General features: G+C 40.3%; 15 protein-coding genes, 2 tRNA genes and 1 pseudogene. 8 read left to right on the plus strand and 10 right to left on the minus strand.

The genetic code is table 11. The features are described from left to right. Positions 1-164 precede the first annotated feature (164 nt). The 5 genes from dauA to PSI14_RS04450 form a co-directional block, all read right to left on the minus strand. Complete coding sequence (gene dauA / locus PSI14_RS04430) at positions 165-1,853, minus strand: C4-dicarboxylic acid transporter DauA (RefSeq protein WP_273574619.1); 1,689 nt, start codon at positions 1,851-1,853, stop codon at positions 165-167. Between the two features lie 178 nt (positions 1,854-2,031). Then, complete coding sequence (locus PSI14_RS04435) at positions 2,032-2,445, minus strand: hypothetical protein (protein ID WP_273574620.1); 414 nt, start codon at positions 2,443-2,445, stop codon at positions 2,032-2,034. Between the two features lie 6 nt (positions 2,446-2,451). After that, positions 2,452-3,783 carry a dual specificity protein phosphatase family protein gene (locus tag PSI14_RS04440; protein ID WP_273574622.1) on the minus strand — a complete coding sequence of 444 codons (1,332 nt, stop codon included), beginning with the start codon at positions 3,781-3,783 and terminating at the stop codon, positions 2,452-2,454. 16 nt (positions 3,784-3,799) lie between these two features. After that, positions 3,800-5,611, minus strand: a complete 1,812-nt coding sequence (locus PSI14_RS04445) for a bifunctional alpha/beta hydrolase/class I SAM-dependent methyltransferase (protein ID WP_273574624.1) — start codon at positions 5,609-5,611, stop codon at positions 3,800-3,802. Positions 5,612-5,644: 33 nt separating this feature from the next. After that, the gene (locus tag PSI14_RS04450; protein WP_273574625.1) at positions 5,645-6,244 is read right to left on the minus strand and encodes a CDP-alcohol phosphatidyltransferase family protein; all 600 of its coding nucleotides are present in this window, start codon (positions 6,242-6,244) and stop codon (positions 5,645-5,647) included. Positions 6,245-6,510: 266 nt separating this feature from the next. Between PSI14_RS04450 and PSI14_RS04455 the strand changes: the two genes are divergently transcribed. From PSI14_RS04455 to PSI14_RS04475, 5 genes are all read left to right on the plus strand, one after another. Further along, positions 6,511-7,197, plus strand: a complete 687-nt coding sequence (locus PSI14_RS04455; protein ID WP_273574627.1) for a helix-turn-helix transcriptional regulator — start codon at positions 6,511-6,513, stop codon at positions 7,195-7,197. Between the two features lie 85 nt (positions 7,198-7,282). Then, positions 7,283-8,146, plus strand: coding sequence for a VOC family protein (locus PSI14_RS04460; protein ID WP_273574628.1), 864 nt, complete (start codon positions 7,283-7,285; stop codon positions 8,144-8,146). Positions 8,147-8,170: 24 nt separating this feature from the next. Continuing rightward, entirely contained in the window at positions 8,171-8,944 is a 774-nt protein-coding gene (locus PSI14_RS04465) for an alpha/beta fold hydrolase (protein WP_273574630.1), read from the plus strand. Positions 8,945-9,636: 692 nt separating this feature from the next. Further along, on the plus strand, positions 9,637-9,825 hold the full coding sequence (locus tag PSI14_RS04470) for a hypothetical protein (protein WP_273574631.1): 189 nt from the start codon (positions 9,637-9,639) through the stop codon (positions 9,823-9,825). Between the two features lie 202 nt (positions 9,826-10,027). After that, positions 10,028-10,453: a hypothetical protein gene (locus PSI14_RS04475; protein ID WP_273574632.1), complete on the plus strand. Its 426-nt coding sequence runs from the start codon at positions 10,028-10,030 to the stop codon at positions 10,451-10,453. A gap of 266 nt (positions 10,454-10,719) precedes the next feature. Here the strand turns inward: PSI14_RS04475 and PSI14_RS04480 are convergent. Beyond that, a tRNA-Ser gene (locus tag PSI14_RS04480) sits at positions 10,720-10,809 on the minus strand. A 139-nt stretch (positions 10,810-10,948) separates the two neighbouring features. Then, positions 10,949-11,038, minus strand: a tRNA-Ser gene (locus tag PSI14_RS04485). Between the two features lie 312 nt (positions 11,039-11,350). On the opposite strand from PSI14_RS04485, the gene ghrA reads away from it, so the two are divergent. Beyond that, positions 11,351-12,298, plus strand: coding sequence for a glyoxylate/hydroxypyruvate reductase GhrA (gene ghrA, locus PSI14_RS04490; RefSeq protein ID WP_273574633.1), 948 nt, complete (start codon positions 11,351-11,353; stop codon positions 12,296-12,298). An 82-nt stretch (positions 12,299-12,380) separates the two neighbouring features. Further along, positions 12,381-12,923 carry a TorD/DmsD family molecular chaperone gene (locus tag PSI14_RS04495; protein WP_273574634.1) on the plus strand — a complete coding sequence of 181 codons (543 nt, stop codon included), beginning with the start codon at positions 12,381-12,383 and terminating at the stop codon, positions 12,921-12,923. Positions 12,924-13,007: 84 nt separating this feature from the next. On the opposite strand, the gene PSI14_RS04500 is transcribed toward PSI14_RS04495, so the two are convergent. Together PSI14_RS04500 and mdtH are read right to left on the minus strand one after the other, a co-directional pair. Beyond that, positions 13,008-13,574, minus strand: coding sequence for a lipoprotein (locus PSI14_RS04500; protein ID WP_273574635.1), 567 nt, complete (start codon positions 13,572-13,574; stop codon positions 13,008-13,010). 116 nt (positions 13,575-13,690) lie between these two features. Next, a pseudogene (mdtH, locus tag PSI14_RS04505) lies at positions 13,691-14,898 on the minus strand (multidrug efflux MFS transporter MdtH). Positions 14,899-15,073: 175 nt separating this feature from the next. On the opposite strand from mdtH, the gene rimJ reads away from it, so the two are divergent. Further along, positions 15,074-15,661, plus strand: coding sequence for a ribosomal protein S5-alanine N-acetyltransferase (gene rimJ, locus PSI14_RS04510; protein WP_273574636.1), 588 nt, complete (start codon positions 15,074-15,076; stop codon positions 15,659-15,661). On the opposite strand, the gene PSI14_RS04515 is transcribed toward rimJ, so the two are convergent. Further along, positions 15,656-16,600, minus strand: coding sequence for a serine/threonine protein kinase (locus tag PSI14_RS04515; protein ID WP_273574637.1), 945 nt, complete (start codon positions 16,598-16,600; stop codon positions 15,656-15,658). The two genes, rimJ and PSI14_RS04515, sit on opposite strands and share 6 nt — an antisense overlap. Positions 16,601-16,617: the final 17 nt, after the last annotated feature.

Consider the following 16,617-nt stretch of genomic DNA (forward strand, 5'->3'; position numbering starts at 1 on the left):
AATGTCTTTCACTTTAAACCGTGTGGAGTGATGCATCCCACGGTTTGGGGGCTTTCTATTCGGCTCTCAGGCAGAGCAAAGCCAATAATGTGTGCAAATGGTCAGAAACAGGCAATCGAAAGCATGAGGATTCTCCAGTTACAAATATTTCAGTGATCTTTAGATCAATCCATTTCTTCTAATACCTTGGATAAAGTGGCATAAAAACTTAACTGCCCTTTAATCGGCTCGATTTTGGCTCTTGCCAATGTTTTCAATGGTTGGAAGGGGATATCACACACAATGATATGTTTCTCTTTTCCCATCTCACGGATAAACCCCTGAAATGCGTGCAGCCCACCAGCATCCAGAACGGGAACGGCATCCCACTGCATAACAATGGTTTGATAATCAGCACTTTTTTCTTTGAGTTCAGCAAAAATACGTTCTGCGGCAGCGAAAAACAGCGGACCATTAATCCGCACAACCAGTAGATCTTTATCATTATTTGTGAGAGGAGAAATACTGATTCGAGTCATATTGGCAATTTTACGCATGAACAAGAGCGATGCCAGAACAATACCAATAGTGATTGCGATTACCATATCAAACAGAACGGTTAATGACAGGCACAATAACATGACGATGATATCATCCCTGGGTGCCCGACGGATTAAATCTACAACCTTATGGGCCTCACTCATATTCCATGCCACAATCAGCAAAATAGCTGACATAGCTGCAAGCGGCAGATAAGAAAGCATTGGAGCAAGAACCAATAACGTCAATAAAACCAGCAGAGAGTGAATAACCGCGGCAATGGGTGACGTTGCACCTGCACGGACATTGGCGGCTGAACGGGCAATAGCCGCAGTTGCGGTGATCCCGCCAAAGAAAGGAGCCACAATATTACCCATTCCCTGACCAATCAATTCACTGTTGGAATGATGTTTTTTTCCGGTCATGCCATCCAGAATAACGGCACACAGCAGGGACTCGATTGCTCCTAGCATTGCCATAGAAAATGCTGCGGGTAGCAATGCTGATATCGTATTCCAGTTAATATCAAAAGAGTGGGTATCAGGCAGATTCCACGGCAGCACAAATTGAGGAAGAATTGGGGGAATACCTTGACCCTGTGTACCATCTGCCAGTGTATAACTGAATGATGAACCAATCGTTGCCACATCATGACCTAACAGATGCATGATACCCATGATAGCAGTGCCTGCAATCAAAGCCGGTAAGTGACCCGGTAACTTTAATCCCAGTTTCGGCCAGAAAATTAACACCAGAAGCGTGGTTAAACCGATGAGTGTGTCGCTGAATTGTAATGAAGTAAACTCTTGAGAGAGGGCAATCACCTTATCAATATAATTTTCCGGCACATGTTCCAGTTTCAGGCCAAAGAAATTCTGTACCTGCATGGTGGCGATAGTAATCGCAATGCCGGAAGTGAACCCAAGCGTGACAGACAGTGGGATATATTCAATAAGTCGGCCAAACCGTGCCAATCCCATAACGAGCAAAATAACGCCTGACATAAGCGTCGCGATCAGTAGGCCACTCAGGCCAAATTGCTGTGAAACTGGATAGAGAATAACCACAAAAGCGGCAGTCGGCCCGGAAACGCTGTAACGTGATCCTCCGCTAATGGCAATAACAATACCTGCAATGGCCGCAGTATAGAGGCCATATTGTGGCGCAACACCACTGCCGATTGCCAACGCCATTGCCAGTGGGATAGCAATAATCCCCACGGTGATCCCCGCAATCATATCTTTGACCAAACGAGGAAAAGAGTAAGTTTCCTTCCAACATGCGTCAATAAGCGCACTAAATGGGCGTATCCTCTTAATTTTACGAGTATTCATTTAATTAAAAACCAAAAATAAGATATCAGATGATGATCTGCGAAAAGTGATGCCAGCATATCGCTTTTCCCAGATCAGAAAGGTGTTATATGTCAAAAAGTTAATTGATAGGTTAGTGCTCGTAAAATAAAAATCAAATAATTAAATTAATATCATTAATGAAATGTAACAAAAATGTTCAGCTTACTACTATAAACAGTAAAAATAGCCCCAATTGCAGGATCAAACTTATCATTGCTCGTTTTAACAATTTTATTGAGCCTTTAAAGCGATCGTTTTGTGTTCGTGGTCGGGGGGGTTTATTGAATATCAGCAATAATGTTTGATCGAATTCAGTATTTCTTTCAGGATGTGAATTCAAGATCTGAAAATAGTGACAGTCTAGCCAAATGCGCCAGCAATAGTACTGACCGAGTAGAGAGAAGAATATCGACATAGCATAAATCACAATATTATTTGAGCTTGCCACTAATATTGCTGTCGCTATAAGAGTTGCAAATGCAGATACACCAGAGATAAAGCGCCAGCTTTGCAGTGTGGCAATAACGACTTTAGCCGTCAGGGTTTCTGGTTGCATACTATACTCTTTCATACCGTTCTATACCCTTCGGTGCTGATAATATTCTGCCCATTGAACAAGGACATTCAGGTGTGTTTGCCTGAAAGTAACATGGGGTCTGGCTTGACGCAGCATAGTGACAACGGTGGGAATATCATATTCAGGGTGCTGTTTTAGCAGCCATGCTGCCACGACCATTGCGCTACGGGATAATCCGAGTGTGCAATGAATGAATACGCTTCCTTTTTCATACAATTTGTCCAGAGCACAAACAGCCGATTGTAATGCTTCCGGTGTCAACGGCAATAAATCGATTTGAGGTTGGCAAATATAATTTGCTGTATAAATGTCCGGTTTCCTGTGCCATTCTGCTGTCATATCCAAAACACTAACTGTTTTAGCTGATTTGATAATTGATTGATGTGGCAAACAACCAAGAATAATCCCTTCTGTAATTTGATTATACGGTGCACTTTTTTTCCGGAACCAGAGATAAGAGAGCCAAGCGCCTAATTGATAAGGTGCCATTATCCAGCGTGCTGACAGAGACATCTGGCCATCTGATTGCTTTTGAAACACTGAACTGCCCAATCCGGCATAGCCAAGAGCAACCATCAATAATGATATTGCAGGCCACAACAAGACCCAGAAAATATTACCCAGCCCAAATGCCACCAGAGCAAAAAACAGGCTGATTCCTGCATAATAGCCAAATAATTTTCTGGCATAGCTATCTTGACTTGGTTGCCAATGCCAACGGTGTGAAATAGGTAGCAGGTAACTAATCACAACACCCACAGCAAAACCGGTGATCACATCAATAAAATGATGCTGCCAAGTCGTGAGAACTGATAACGCAATGAAGATAGAGCAGATATGCAGCAGCACACGCCAATGGCCTTGAAGGTGTGCTGAATAACGCAGCCAGAGTAACCATAACAGGATAATATGTAAGGAAGGAGCTTGATTACAGGGCAGAGCAAACAGCTCCAGTTGCTCGAATAATCCCCCAAAAATGCCTTCTGTCATAGGATGGGAAAACGAAAATTTCACAGTAAATAGCAGAAATCCGGCGCCGGCAATCAGTGATGCCATCACTAATCGCCAACCGTGAAACCATTGTTCACGGCGGCGGGTACAGATAAATAGTGATACTGCGTAAAATAAACTAATACTCCAGAAAGGAATGTCATGTTCCCAACTGAACACCATAACTTCCACATTGTCTCTTTGCGCGGTGAATGGATTGATTTGCCCATCAGTAATGAAAAAAAATGGCGTGAGAAATAACAGCCAGATAACGGCGGTCAGCCATAAACGCTGACGGCTATCATGTTGACCACCATGTGAAAGTTTTGTCGAATTTCTCATTTATTTATTCTTATCATTAAATTTTCTTGGCGATCGATACAGTGAAAATTCCCCAGTCATCAGTTAATTGAAACTGTTTTTCAAAACCAGCCGCCTCTACCAATGCATCCATTTCACCTTGGGTACGTCGGCGCATGATCCACGGTTGATTTTCACGATGACTGGAAAGAACGCGGGCAATCATTTCGAGTTGTGGATGCCAGGGTTGTCCTGTGTATATCAGATATCCATTTTCTGCGATGGCGTCAGAAAGACCGCGCAAGGAGTTTCCGATTAATGTATTGTCGGAAAACAATTCATAAAGACCGGAAACAATGCCCAGTGTTGGTGTTGGAGTGATGGATGCAATGCTTTCAGTATCAAAAGCGTCATCGATCACAAAGCGGATTTTACCCGTGAGATTATGCTCTTCAATATAGGCTTGGCCTTGATTGACATTGAGTTCGCTATAATCCCTCAGCAAAATGGAGTCAATTTTGCTGAAATCTTTGATTGCATCAAGAATATAACGCCCATGTCCGGCGGCGATATCGACAATATTAATGGGCTGATGTTGTTGATGCAGATGATGAATGGCCTGACGAATTAATGTCTCTATATTGCTTTTACGTTGCCGTATGCCGCGCCAGCCAATGTTACCCCTGAGATACTGTTGATCCACTAATCGTCCCCAAACTCCCTGACCTTGTGGCTGGTTGCGATAGACATAATCCAGCGTGGAACCGGAATCAAAACCTGTTTCAAGACCGAGAAGAATACCTTCGGAAGCCTTGCCCCAGCGTGTATTCATCGCCTTACGCATCAATTTATAGCCAAGGTTTTTGGGACACAGGCGTGGTAATGGAAGCGTGAGCGCCCGAAATTCATCGGCGGTATGGCTCCAGATATCTTCATTGCTGTAATCATGTTGATAACGTGGGATAGCAAAAATGCGTCCAATGAAAGTACGTATTTTGTCGAAAACCAAATGGCGATTTTTTTCACCCAGCGTATCGTGATAGAACCCCTCCATAACATGCTTTTCTTTAATTGGGGTATTCAATCGTTGGTAAAACTGGTGTTGAGGTTTATGGCTCACGACATAATCATTACCAGAAATAAATAGTTGTGTTGGCAACGTAATGGCGCTGGCATCTTTCACTACGCGTTCTGAGGTTTTATAAAGCTCCAACAGGATATTGACGGCAATTTCACGGGTAATCAGCGGATCACTGTCATAAGAAGCAATGCGGGTTTCATCGTGAGTCAGCAATTTCGCTTTTACATAGGAATTGACGAAAAAAACGCCCCGTGCTTTTTGCATCAATCGCAGCCCTTGTACCGCAAAGGGAACGTATAATTTAATATCGAACGCGGGAGCAGCAAGTATCATGGCGCGGATTTTTGGTGCGTAATCATGTACCCAAGCAGAGACTAAAACTGCCCCGACACTCTGACCAATTACCACGATATTTTCCATTGCAATGCTGTATTGAGTGGCAATAAACCTGACAAATTCATCAACATCACGAATAGATGTACCCATTGATGGGCTATAACCGCGTGGCCCTACTGTTTTTCCATGCCCACGGGCATCCCACGCAAACATTGGCACATCGGGAAGATTGAGTTCATCAACGATATGCTGGAGGCGCCCTGAATGTTCATGACCACGGTGAAAAATAATAATGGCTCTTTCTGCTTTATCCTGTTCTTGTGGCCAGTAACGATAAAACAGGGAAGCCTGATCTGATGCAATGAAATAATGTTCTTCAGCAACGCGTTGATTTGACGCTGGTTTTTTTGATGAATATGTCTTTGATGAATGTGTCTTTAGTAAAAGCGTCATGGTAATGCCTTATTTAGATTGTGACTGTTCAATTTATTTGATTTCATGCAATGCTTTGATAATGCGCTGGTAGCAAGTCAACAAGAGCAAAATGATCATGAAAGGAAACAAATAATGGCTCCAGCTCAAAGCTGAAGGGAAAAGCGCTATAACCAATCCATAAGCACCAAAGACAAAAGCCCGGTCACTTTTTCCCATTGGGCCGTCATAGCGACGTGATGCGCCAATAGTTTGTGTTAGAACGCCAATAAACTCTGTCAGGATAGCCAGAAATAAAATCACTAATAGGCTGATACCGCTGACATTAGGTAAAAAACAGAAGGGGAGGTAGAGTGCAACATCGGAAATCACATCTCCGAGTTCATTATAAATAGCTCCCAAATGAGATTGTTGATGATGTTCTCGTGCCAACATGCCATCAATTGCATTAAGAGCCATGCGGATAAAGAGAAAAATAGGCAGTAGCCAATAGAAAGTGGCAGAAGAAAATAAACTCAGAAATGAACCAACAGCGATTGACAAAAACATTGCACTTAATGTGACTTGGTTGGCAGTGATTCCATATTTGTGCAGTGAAATGACTAAGGGGCGCAATAGGTTTTGGAAACGCGGTTTTAGATTGTAGATGGTCATCTTACCTTGAGTCCTTTATAGACTAAACTGTTCTTACTAATAAAATAAATAACAAAAAAGAGCAATCAAATAAAATAAATCTTATTCGGATGAATAATAATTTATGATTTAAATCAAGATATTATTAATTTTTCGTTTGTGATTATATCTTTTAACTGTGCAGTGACAAGCTTTCTGCCATGATGCAGTTTAAAATCAATGACGGAACGATGATGAGTTTTATGAGTTTGATTGGATTGAACAATTAATATAAAGGAAAGGGTAAATTGTCTAGGGCACAGCGTTTATTATCGCTTATGGAAATATTGCGTAGTTATCATTTTCCCGTACAAGGAAAGGTATTGGCTCAGAAGTTAACTATCAGTTTAAGAACACTTTATCGGGATATTGCGACCTTACAGGCTCAAGGTGTAAATATTGAAGGAGAAGCGGGGATAGGTTATGTGTTACGGCCGGGGTTTGTTTTACCGCCATTAATGCTAACGCAAAATGAAATAGAAGCCTTGGCATTAGGAGCCAGTTGGGTGGTAAAACGTGCCGATCCACAGTTGAAAACATCGGCAAATAGCGCAATAAACAAAATTGCAGCAGTGATCCCAACAGAATTAAAACAATATCTTGAGACGAACTCGTTATTAATTGGGCCAGCGGCTACAAAGGTTCAAACTTCGGTAGATATTCCCCAGATACGGCAAGCGATTAGTCATAGGCATAAAATTACCTTTGCTTATTTAGATCTTAAAAGTAATCAATCAATAAGAACAATATGGCCCTTTGCGCTGGGGTATTTTGAGAATATCAGTATTGTTATTGGATGGTGTGAATTAAGAAACACATTTCGCCATTTTAGATCGGATAGAATGAGCCATTTAAAGATCGAACCACAGTGTTATCCCCGCTCAAGACAATCGTTGCTGAAAGAGTGGCGAGAAACGGAAAAAATACCAAATTAACTACTGACAAAAACTGTCACACCGGATTGCTACTCTGAGGCTCCTTAATGTTCTGAGTCAGCCATCAGGCTGTTGGAGTTTTATTATGTTGACCTTAACTTTTTCTACATCGGTAAATGCAAAGCCATCTGAGATTTGGGCGCATTATGTTGATTTTGACTTGCGGAAAAAATGGGAAATTGATCTCGAGTATTTTGAATTTGAAGGTGAAGTGAAAACGGGGCAATACGGCAGGATGGCATTAAGTGGTATGCCGGAAATCCGTTTCTATCTTGCAAACATTGAAATTAATAAAGAGTTTACCGATCAGGTCAATCTGCCGCAGATGGGGATGTTAACTTTCTGCCACCAAATTTTGACCGACGAAAGTAACATGGCAAATCGTATTCAGGTAAGTGTTTCTTTTGAGCCTAAAGACAATATTTCTGATGCACAAGCCATTAGTTTTTTTAAGCAAGTGACGCAAGATTTGGTTGAAACACTCTCAAGACTTAAGTCTGTAGTTAAAGAAAAAGATTTAATTGAAGAAACTGATGTAATTGAAAAAAATGATGTAGTTGAAAAAAAGGATGCAGAAAAATCCGTTTCTGTTAAACCTAATCTTCAATTAATTTATTCTTCTGATATCGAACGTTCTACAGCATTTTATACAACGATTTTCAACACAGAACCGGTTTTCTCCAGTCCACGTTATGTGGCGTTTAATGCAGGCAAAGAAGCCATTTTTGCTATTTGGAGTGGAGGAACGAAGCCAGATAACACAGTCCCACGGTTTTCAGAGATGGGTATTATGTTACCTTCTGGTGAAGCTGTTGATCAGCTCTTCAAAAAATGGCAACAGAATCCAAACATTGAAATCCAACAGGAACCCTACACTGACGTCTTTGGTCGTACTTTCCTCGTGAAAGATCCTGATGGTCACATGATTCGCGTGTGTCCTTTGGATTAAGGAAAATGAAGGAGATAAAGTTTTATGTTCGGTTTTAATCATCAAGATGGTCGTTATTTAGAAGTGGATGGTGCTCATATTTATTATGAGATCCAAGGCAATGCCAATGGCTACCCACTCATTTTTCTGCATGGTGGCTTAAGTCATATTGAAACGTTTAACCATTTGTTAGGCGATCTTGGAAACACTTATCAACTTATTGGTATAGATAGCAGAGGGCAGGGAAAATCAACTTTGGGACAAAAAAACCTATCGTACAAATACCTTCAACAAGACGTAGAAGCGATAGCCAGACATTTAAGGTTAGGGAAATGCAGTATTATTGGTCACAGCGATGGAGGCATTGTTGCGTTGCGACTGGCTGCGGCTGGGAGCGTTCCGATTGATAAAATTGTGGCAATTGGTGCTCATTGGACATTAAAAGAAGATGATCCGGCGAAAGATATATTTAAACAGATTACAGCCGAAGGTTGGCGGGCAATGTTGCCTGATAGCTACGGCAGTTACCATAGGTTGAATCCAAAAGCAGATTTCAACAAACTGATCAGCAGTATTGTTCCTATGTGGCTCGATGCCAGTGACAACGGTTATCCAAATTTAACTATCCGTAAAATCGTCTGTGAATTAATGGCCGTGAGAGGGGACAAGGATAGTTTAGTTTCGCGCATTCACTTAACTGAGTTAGCCAACCAAATCACTCACTCTAGTCTATTAAATATTCCTTTTACTGGGCACTCACCTCATGAAGAAAAGCCTGAACTGTTGATGCCATTTTTGAAAGAATTTTTATCACATTAATTTCAGGCAGTTAAATTTATCATGCCTGAGACATATGAAGAGATTTTCTTGGAAAGAAAATTGATTTTGCTTCAGGCATGTTGTTTTTAGGAAAATTGTTTTTAGGAAAATTGTTATGCTGAAAAGCATTGTCTTATTCTCCTACTGTATCCATGACACCCTCCACAGGCAAGTATGCCCTGTCGTTAAAATATTGCGAGTACCATTTAAGCTGGTATACCAATAATATAATGATCCGAATAGGTTTTGTGTAATATTTTATTATGGAAATTTTATTTCCTATCAATGGGTTAGCTAATTCATTTGTTAAATAGAATTAAAATCATTACAAATCAGAATGCTTATGTTTGTAATGCAATAAATCATTAATTTATTATAAATTAAATTCAGATGGTTGTTTAAAAACTAATCTAAAAAAACTATTTCCTCTATTTAAATTTATGCTGTAGTTTCCAATTTAACATCTCGTATTCTGTATATTCCGAGGGAAGCATAAAAATCTATGTGGCACTTTAGTTATTTGTCAGAAAAAATAGCCTCCCTCATTTAAATGTATTCTGTATTTTTATTTTTCTGCTTACTCAGTATTATTCCGTAATAGAAAATATATTTATATCAAAGTAATATAAACAATTCTTTATTTTAAAAGAGGAAGAAATCAATGAAAATGCTTAAACTGAAAGAACAGTAATTTGGTAGTGGGGGGTGGTAACAATGGTGGAAACTGTGGTCACGATGCTAGACGTGATGCGGCAGTTGGTGCAGGTGTAGCTGGTAGTGTGATTAGTGCTGCTGGGTTTGATGCCGCCTGGAATGCATCACATGATAGCAAAAACACGGGCAGTGGTGGCGACAGCAACAAAAACAGTGTCAATAGGTAAGTTAGGTATGGCCGGGAAGTTCCCGGCCTGAATGGATGAAAGTAACGATGAAAAAATTTCTAAAAGCATTTGGGCTTTTTTTGCTCTGTTATCTGATTGCGCCCTTCTTCCAGAATGTGTCAGTAACCGCTTTTATCATCATTAAGTCACTGTGCTACTCTGCACTTCTGGCGTTAGTTTATGTGTTTGTTACCAGTCCTTGGTGGAAAAAGCATGTCCTAAAAAAGTAGTCATTAATATGATTTTATTATTATTTTTCATATGGGCTGTTTACAGTGTATTGCATGAAACGACATTTTCGAATTTTGCCTTTTTAGCACTTATTTTAGGGATATTAGTGGGAGGTGGTATAGGATGGTACTTATGGCGTAATCAGCCAAGATTAAGAAAAAAAGATGAAAGTGACTTAATCATCCGTTCAGGAACACCTTTAACTCTGAGCCTTATTCTTATTGTCTTTATAGTTAAGTTTACTCTTTCTGTTATGATAAGTATTAATGCTGTTTTATTACATTCTTTAAACTTTAATTTAATGTTTGGTTTTTTATGTGGTTTATCAGATGGTGTTTTTTGGGGTGGAACACTTAATTTATTTATTCATTATTATAGAAATAAGAAAAATATATAAGATGAATGCAGTTTCATTAGTCGAATTGAGGAGGGAAAATATAAATAACGGTTATATCCACCTAACTTAAATCCATAGCGGATATAAAAACGACAGGCTATTTACCCACAGATTCTACAATCAATAACGCCATGATTTTTAGCGGCTAATTTTTATTAGTGAAAAGTCTCAGGGTTATCCAGTGCCGTTTATTATGATATTAAATCATCAGCAGGAATTTGAATGCAAAAAAGCCTGAACAAGAGTTCAGGCTTTTTCGTCGAAAATGGCGGTGAGGGAGGGATTCGAACCCTCGATACGTTTTCACGTATACACACTTTCCAGGCGTGCTCCTTCAGCCTCTCGGACACCTCACCGAATTTTGTTTCTGCCGCATTCGCGATAAGAATACGTTACTACACTGTGTCTAACTATTTTGTTTAACCTAAATACGCTGGTTATTTTGTTAGACACTAAAAAAGCCTGAGCATTGTGTTCAGGCTCTTTTATAGAAAATGGCGGTGAGGGAGGGATTCGAACCCTCGATACGTTTTCACGTATACACACTTTCCAGGCGTGCTCCTTCAGCCTCTCGGACACCTCACCATATTTTATTGTTGCAGTGATTTTTTTCAGTTCATCGCTACAACGGGGCGCTACTATAGGGAAAAGAGTGGCAAGCGTCAACAGGCTTATGAGGGTTTTTTCAGGCTTTTTGACTGATTAGACAAATAAAAAACAATTTGGGTGCTTGGCAAACAATTACAAGAGTAAAAGTTCTCTTTTTGCAATGAGTCATGACAAATTTGTTAACCAGATAACATTATCAATATTTTCATTCCTGTCTTCTTATCGAAGGCTTGCAACCTTTCAGCAATAAGTTAACCCTATTAGAAAAACAAAAAGGAATGAGATTTTATGAACATAATTTTTTTTCACCCTTCCTTTAATTTTAATTCTGGTGAATGGATTCAGGGAATACAAGCCAGATTACCTGAGGCTAACGTTCGTCAATGGGTTAGTGGTGATAATGCTCCTGCTGATTATGCTTTAGTTTGGTTACCTCCCTATGAAATGTTAGCCAATCGTCAGGATATAAAAGGGATATTTTCGCTCGGTGCTGGCGTGGATGCCATCCTTAAACAAGAATTGGAAAATCCGGGGACGTTACCAAAGGGGATTCCACTAATACGCCTTGAAGATACCGGCATGGCGCGGCAAATGCAGGAGTACGCACTTTCCTCAGTTTTACACTATTTCCGCCGTATGGATGAATATAAACAATACCAAGAACAACGTCTTTGGAATCCTGTGCCGCCCCATAATCGAAAGGAATTTGTCATTGGTGTCTTGGGAGCAGGAATTTTAGGGTGTAGTGTTATTGAAAAATTGAAGGAATTTGATTTTACGGTTCGCTGCTGGAGCCGAATGCCAAAACAAATTGATCAAGTTGAGAGTTTTTACGGGAAAGATCAGCTAGGTGATTTTCTTTCTGAATGTAAGGTGTTGATTAATATCCTGCCAGATACACCAGAAACTCGTGGTATCTTAAATCTTTCATTATTCAAACAGTTAAAATCTGGCTCATATGTGATCAATATTGCCCGGGGTGCGCAACTCGTAGAGCAAGATTTGCTGATTGCTATTGATAGAGGTTATGTTGCTGGTGCGACTCTTGATGTATTTGTTGAAGAACCATTATCAAATTTTCATCCTTTCTGGACTCATCCGCGCATTAATATCACCCCACATATCGCAGCAAATACGATCCCTGATCAAGCTATAGATGTGATTTGTGAAAATATCCGGCGAATGGAAAAAGGTGAGTCACCCACTGGTCTCGTTGATATGACTCTTGGTTATTAATAAGTAGCTTTACAGCAAGGCGGACGATTAGGGACAATAACAACATCCATTATTTAGATAAGTTATTGGGTTGGATTAAATTATGAACGAATTTTCTATAGTTTGCCGCATATTAGGAACATTGTTTAACCGAGCACCACAAGATCCTGTTCTACAACCTGTTATTGCTATGATTGCTGAGGGAAAATTGAAACAGGCCTGGCCTTTGGAGCAGGATGAATTGTTGGATAGGTTACAGCAAAACAGTGAGTTATCGGTGATTGAAGCCGATTATCATGCCTTGTTTACCGGAGAGTCTGCGAGCGTGGCAGTCTGCCGTTCTGATTATACCGATAAGGATGAAAGTGAAATACGCGAGTTTTTAGTGGAGCGGGGCATGCCTTTGTCCGATACGCCTGCTGATCAATTTGGCTCCTTATTGTTGGCTGCATCGTGGTTGGAAGATCAGGCCGCAGAAGATGAAGTTCAGGCCCAGATTACGTTATTTGATGAGTATTTGTTACCTTGGTGCGGGCAGTTTCTTGGTAAAGTTGAAGCTCATGCAACCAGCGGTTTTTATCGAACTCTGGCGATTGTTGCCCGCGAAGCATTGCAGGCGTTACGTGAAGAATTGGAGTCTGAGTGACAACGTCACGCGGTTTTGTTTGTATTTAAAAATAAGGGCAGGTAATTAAATAACCTGCCCTTATTATTTTATCGGTAATGAAAATTATTTTTTCTTAATTAAATCAATAACCAATACACCAGGTTTAACTTCCAATCCTTTGGCTAGTTTTAAGGCAGTAGATTCAGCTTTGTTTTTTGTTGAGTTAAAAGCGTAAACTGGATTAGCATTAAAGAATTCACTCAAAGCCGCATTCAGGGAAGGGATATACGTTTTAATTTGTATATCAACTTTCTCTGGTGTGATTTTGCCGTCAACGATTTCTAATTCTTTGATGAAAATAGCTTTTTTTGCTGCATCAAATATTGGTTTACCTTTAATGGTCAGTTCTATATCCGCTTGAACTGTGCCCGAAACGGTCGCTAATTGAACTTTTGCTAAAGTTGACAACTCAATTTTTCCTGAATCTTTGCGGCCAATCTGACTGGTTAAATTTCCCAGTGAGATATTAGCTTTGGTTGTGCCAGGTAAGTTAAATTGCCTTTGATAATGAACTGTTTTCGATAAATAATCATTGAGCTGGCTTTCATTGATATTGATTGCCTTGTATTGATCACAGCCGCTGATTAATCCAACTAGTACCAATACTGCCCCTAAGAAAAATCTTTTCATGTTGTCTCCTCTTATTTTCAACGAGCAGATTTTACACTAATTTATGGCGTGATAAGTTCAACGGATGATTAACGGTTGTTAATATTACTGTTTGTTAATATTAATGTTTAACAATGTTAATGTTTACCAGTAATGATAGGCTCAATCTTCTTCTGATTGAATTGGCGATGAAGAGCATAAATAGTGATTAAGCCCGCCAATCCCAGCAAAAGCCATGGTAATTGCGGCATATTCAAAGCGCGGCCTGTATCATAGAGCCACCCCCCGCCGGTATAACCCAATGCGCCCCCCCCAATGCCAGCCCCAGACGGCTGAAGCCCATGTAACTGCCGCGTGCGCGTGGATCGGTCAGTGAAGCACTCAGTGTTTCACGCGCAGGATCTGCGGTCACTAAGCCCAAATAAAACAGACAAATTAGGCTAAATAGAAGGTGCAATTGATTAATCCAACCAATTGGGAACATACATATACTCATTAAAAACAGACCTGCCATTAGTCTTTGTTCCTGTCGGAAATGTTTCTCACTCCAACGTGCAATGGGATACAGCAGAGTCAGGGAAATCGCAGCCTCAATGGCATACATCCACTTAACGGCAGTATGTGAGCCGGAAATTTCATGGATAATGATGGGGAACATCAGCATGACTTGTACAGACAGAACAAAGTAACCCGTCAACGTCAGCACATAGTAAAAGAACCGACGATCTTTAATAACGCGTCCTATACCTTCTTTGACAGGTGTTCGGCTGGTTGAAATGCGATATGCCGGCAGAAGCCATGCGTTAATGAATGCTGCCAGCACAAAAATAACTGAACCAATCCAGCAAACGATATTGAAATTATATTGCAATAACCAGCTTCCTATCAGTGCACCGACTACGGCTCCGGCGCTGTCTTGCATTAATAAAAGTGAATAAAAGCGCCCTCGTTCATGGGGACGGGTTAATTTAATAACCAGCGCCGCTCTTGGAGGATCAAATAATGTACCGCCCAATCCAGACAGAAGACAGGAAAGGAATAATATCCAAGGCTCAGAGGCCAGAGCCATCAGGGCGAAACCCACCGCACGAAGTAACATTCCTGTAACGATCATCGGCTTGGCTCCGAACCTATCCGCAATCGCCCCACCAAAAATGCCCAGTCCTTGTTGTACAAGTTGCCGTAAGCCCAGAGCGAAACCGACAATAACGGCAGCCCAGCCAAGTTGCTCGACGAAACGAATTGAAATTAAGGGAAAAACAACAAAAAATCCTAAAACGACTAATAAATTATCGAATAAAAGAAAATATTTACCCAAGCTCCGTGCTTGTGAAACTAATGACATTTTGCACCATCGAAATATGAAAAAAACAAATGTGAGTTTTTTGTTATTTTGGACTTAATTTAAGTATTAAGGTAGAGGGAATATAGATGATATTTTTTTATCGTCGAAGATGATAAAAAATTCCGTAAGCGCTAAATTACTTAAAAATTTTTCAAGGTAAATATCAGGAGAAAACATGTTTGGTTATCGTTCTACATCTCCCAAGATTCGCTTCATTACGGATAGAATGGTTGTTCGTGTGGTGTATGAACGGGATGCTTATAGACTGGCTGAATATTATGCAGAAAATAAAGATTTTCTTAAGCCGTGGGAGCCGATAAGGGATGGTAGTTTTTATCAACCATCTGGATGGACAAACAGGTTGAGTTATATTGCGGAATTGCAACGGCAGGGAGCTACATTTAATTTCTTGCTATTAGATTCTAATGAAAATGAAGTGATGGGGGTTGCTAATTTCACTAATGTTGTGCGAGGAGCATTTTATTCCTGTTACCTTGGTTATTCTTTGGGAGAAAAATGGCAGGGGCAAGGGCTAATGTATGAAGCGTTGCAACCGGCAATCCGTTATATGCAGCGTTACCAGAAAATGCACCGAATTATGGCTAATTACATGCCACATAATCATCGCAGTGGGAATTTACTTAAGAAACTCGGTTTTGAACGGGAAGGTTACGCCAAGAATTATTTAATGATTGATGGAGCCTGGCAAGATCATGTGCTGACATCCTTGATTGATAATTTATGGGGTAATGCGAGTTTATGAGTTTGTCGGGACGGGCTTGGATTGTGTAGGTATTGTTGGAAAAATTGCAATGAATTCGGATATCGACTGTGGGCGTTCTGATGGATTTATTGCTAGAGCTATGTCAATCGCATGTAGAAACGATAGGGAGTACCCTGTTGGGCGCAGTTTTATCAAGGGCTGATAACAATCTTTCAGATTGCGTACAATACTAACAGGGGGAGGATTGCCTAAAATTAAAGTGTATAGCACAGCCCCTAACGCATAGATATCTGTCCAGGGGCCTTGTTGGTTTTTTTCATTGGCTGTGTACTGTTCAACGGGGGTAAAGCCGGATCGGATGGTTATTTCTGTATCATCAGACAAGCATTTTGTTGTTTTGTGGGTAGAGCCGAAATCTAATAATATTGGTGATTGGTTATCCTGAATTAAAATATTGTCTAAAGAAATATCGCAGTGTAAATAATTTTTTTGATGGAGTGCATCAAGTGCATCCAATAAAGGAAACAGTATCCGACAAAGCCAATTTTCATTAATGAGATGTGAATGTTTTATTCCCAATTTATTTAATGTCATTCCTTTATAAAAGGGAGTTGCTATATAAGCCGTGCAGTTTTGTTGCCAAAAGCGTAGAAAACATGGGAGACAGGGATGTTCGAAACAGGACATAAAGTGTGCTTCGCGGATAAAGTTTTGTAATCCAGTATAAAACCGGTTTTCTAACTCTTCTCCTCGTAATTTGAGCTTCATATCCTGTCGGCGTATGACAAAAGAGAAGGGCATATATTCTTTGATAGCAATATCTTGTTTAAGGTGATGATCCCAAACACGATACATAATACTGCCTCTGCTTGTGCCGATGACTTCTTCGATTTCAAATTCATTGAGGCAATGCCCAATCGGAAGAGGGTGAATAAAGTCAATGCTGCCGGCGGCATGATTCTTTTGAAAGTTCTGCAAATGGATGACCTCTTGGT

Origin of the sequence: Xenorhabdus anantnagensis (assembly GCF_028598555.1) — a bacterium.
In the GTDB taxonomy this organism is placed as follows: domain Bacteria; phylum Pseudomonadota; class Gammaproteobacteria; order Enterobacterales; family Enterobacteriaceae; genus Xenorhabdus; species Xenorhabdus anantnagensis.

Bases quoted from the DNA above. Each gene is read 5' to 3' on its own strand.
- dauA (WP_273574619.1), bottom strand. From the start codon at position 1,853: ATGAATACTCGTAAAATTAAGAGGATACGCCCATTTAGTGCGCTTATT.
- PSI14_RS04435 (WP_273574620.1), bottom strand. From the start codon at position 2,445: ATGAAAGAGTATAGTATGCAACCAGAAACCCTGACGGCTAAAGTCGTT.
- PSI14_RS04440 (WP_273574622.1), bottom strand. From the start codon at position 3,783: ATGAGAAATTCGACAAAACTTTCACATGGTGGTCAACATGATAGCCGT.
- PSI14_RS04445 (WP_273574624.1), bottom strand. From the start codon at position 5,611: ATGACGCTTTTACTAAAGACACATTCATCAAAGACATATTCATCAAAA.
- PSI14_RS04450 (WP_273574625.1), bottom strand. From the start codon at position 6,244: ATGACCATCTACAATCTAAAACCGCGTTTCCAAAACCTATTGCGCCCC.
- PSI14_RS04460 (WP_273574628.1), top strand. From the start codon at position 7,283: ATGTTGACCTTAACTTTTTCTACATCGGTAAATGCAAAGCCATCTGAG.
- PSI14_RS04465 (WP_273574630.1), top strand. From the start codon at position 8,171: ATGTTCGGTTTTAATCATCAAGATGGTCGTTATTTAGAAGTGGATGGT.
- ghrA (WP_273574633.1), top strand. From the start codon at position 11,351: ATGAACATAATTTTTTTTCACCCTTCCTTTAATTTTAATTCTGGTGAA.
- PSI14_RS04495 (WP_273574634.1), top strand. From the start codon at position 12,381: ATGAACGAATTTTCTATAGTTTGCCGCATATTAGGAACATTGTTTAAC.
- PSI14_RS04500 (WP_273574635.1), bottom strand. From the start codon at position 13,574: ATGAAAAGATTTTTCTTAGGGGCAGTATTGGTACTAGTTGGATTAATC.
- rimJ (WP_273574636.1), top strand. From the start codon at position 15,074: ATGTTTGGTTATCGTTCTACATCTCCCAAGATTCGCTTCATTACGGAT.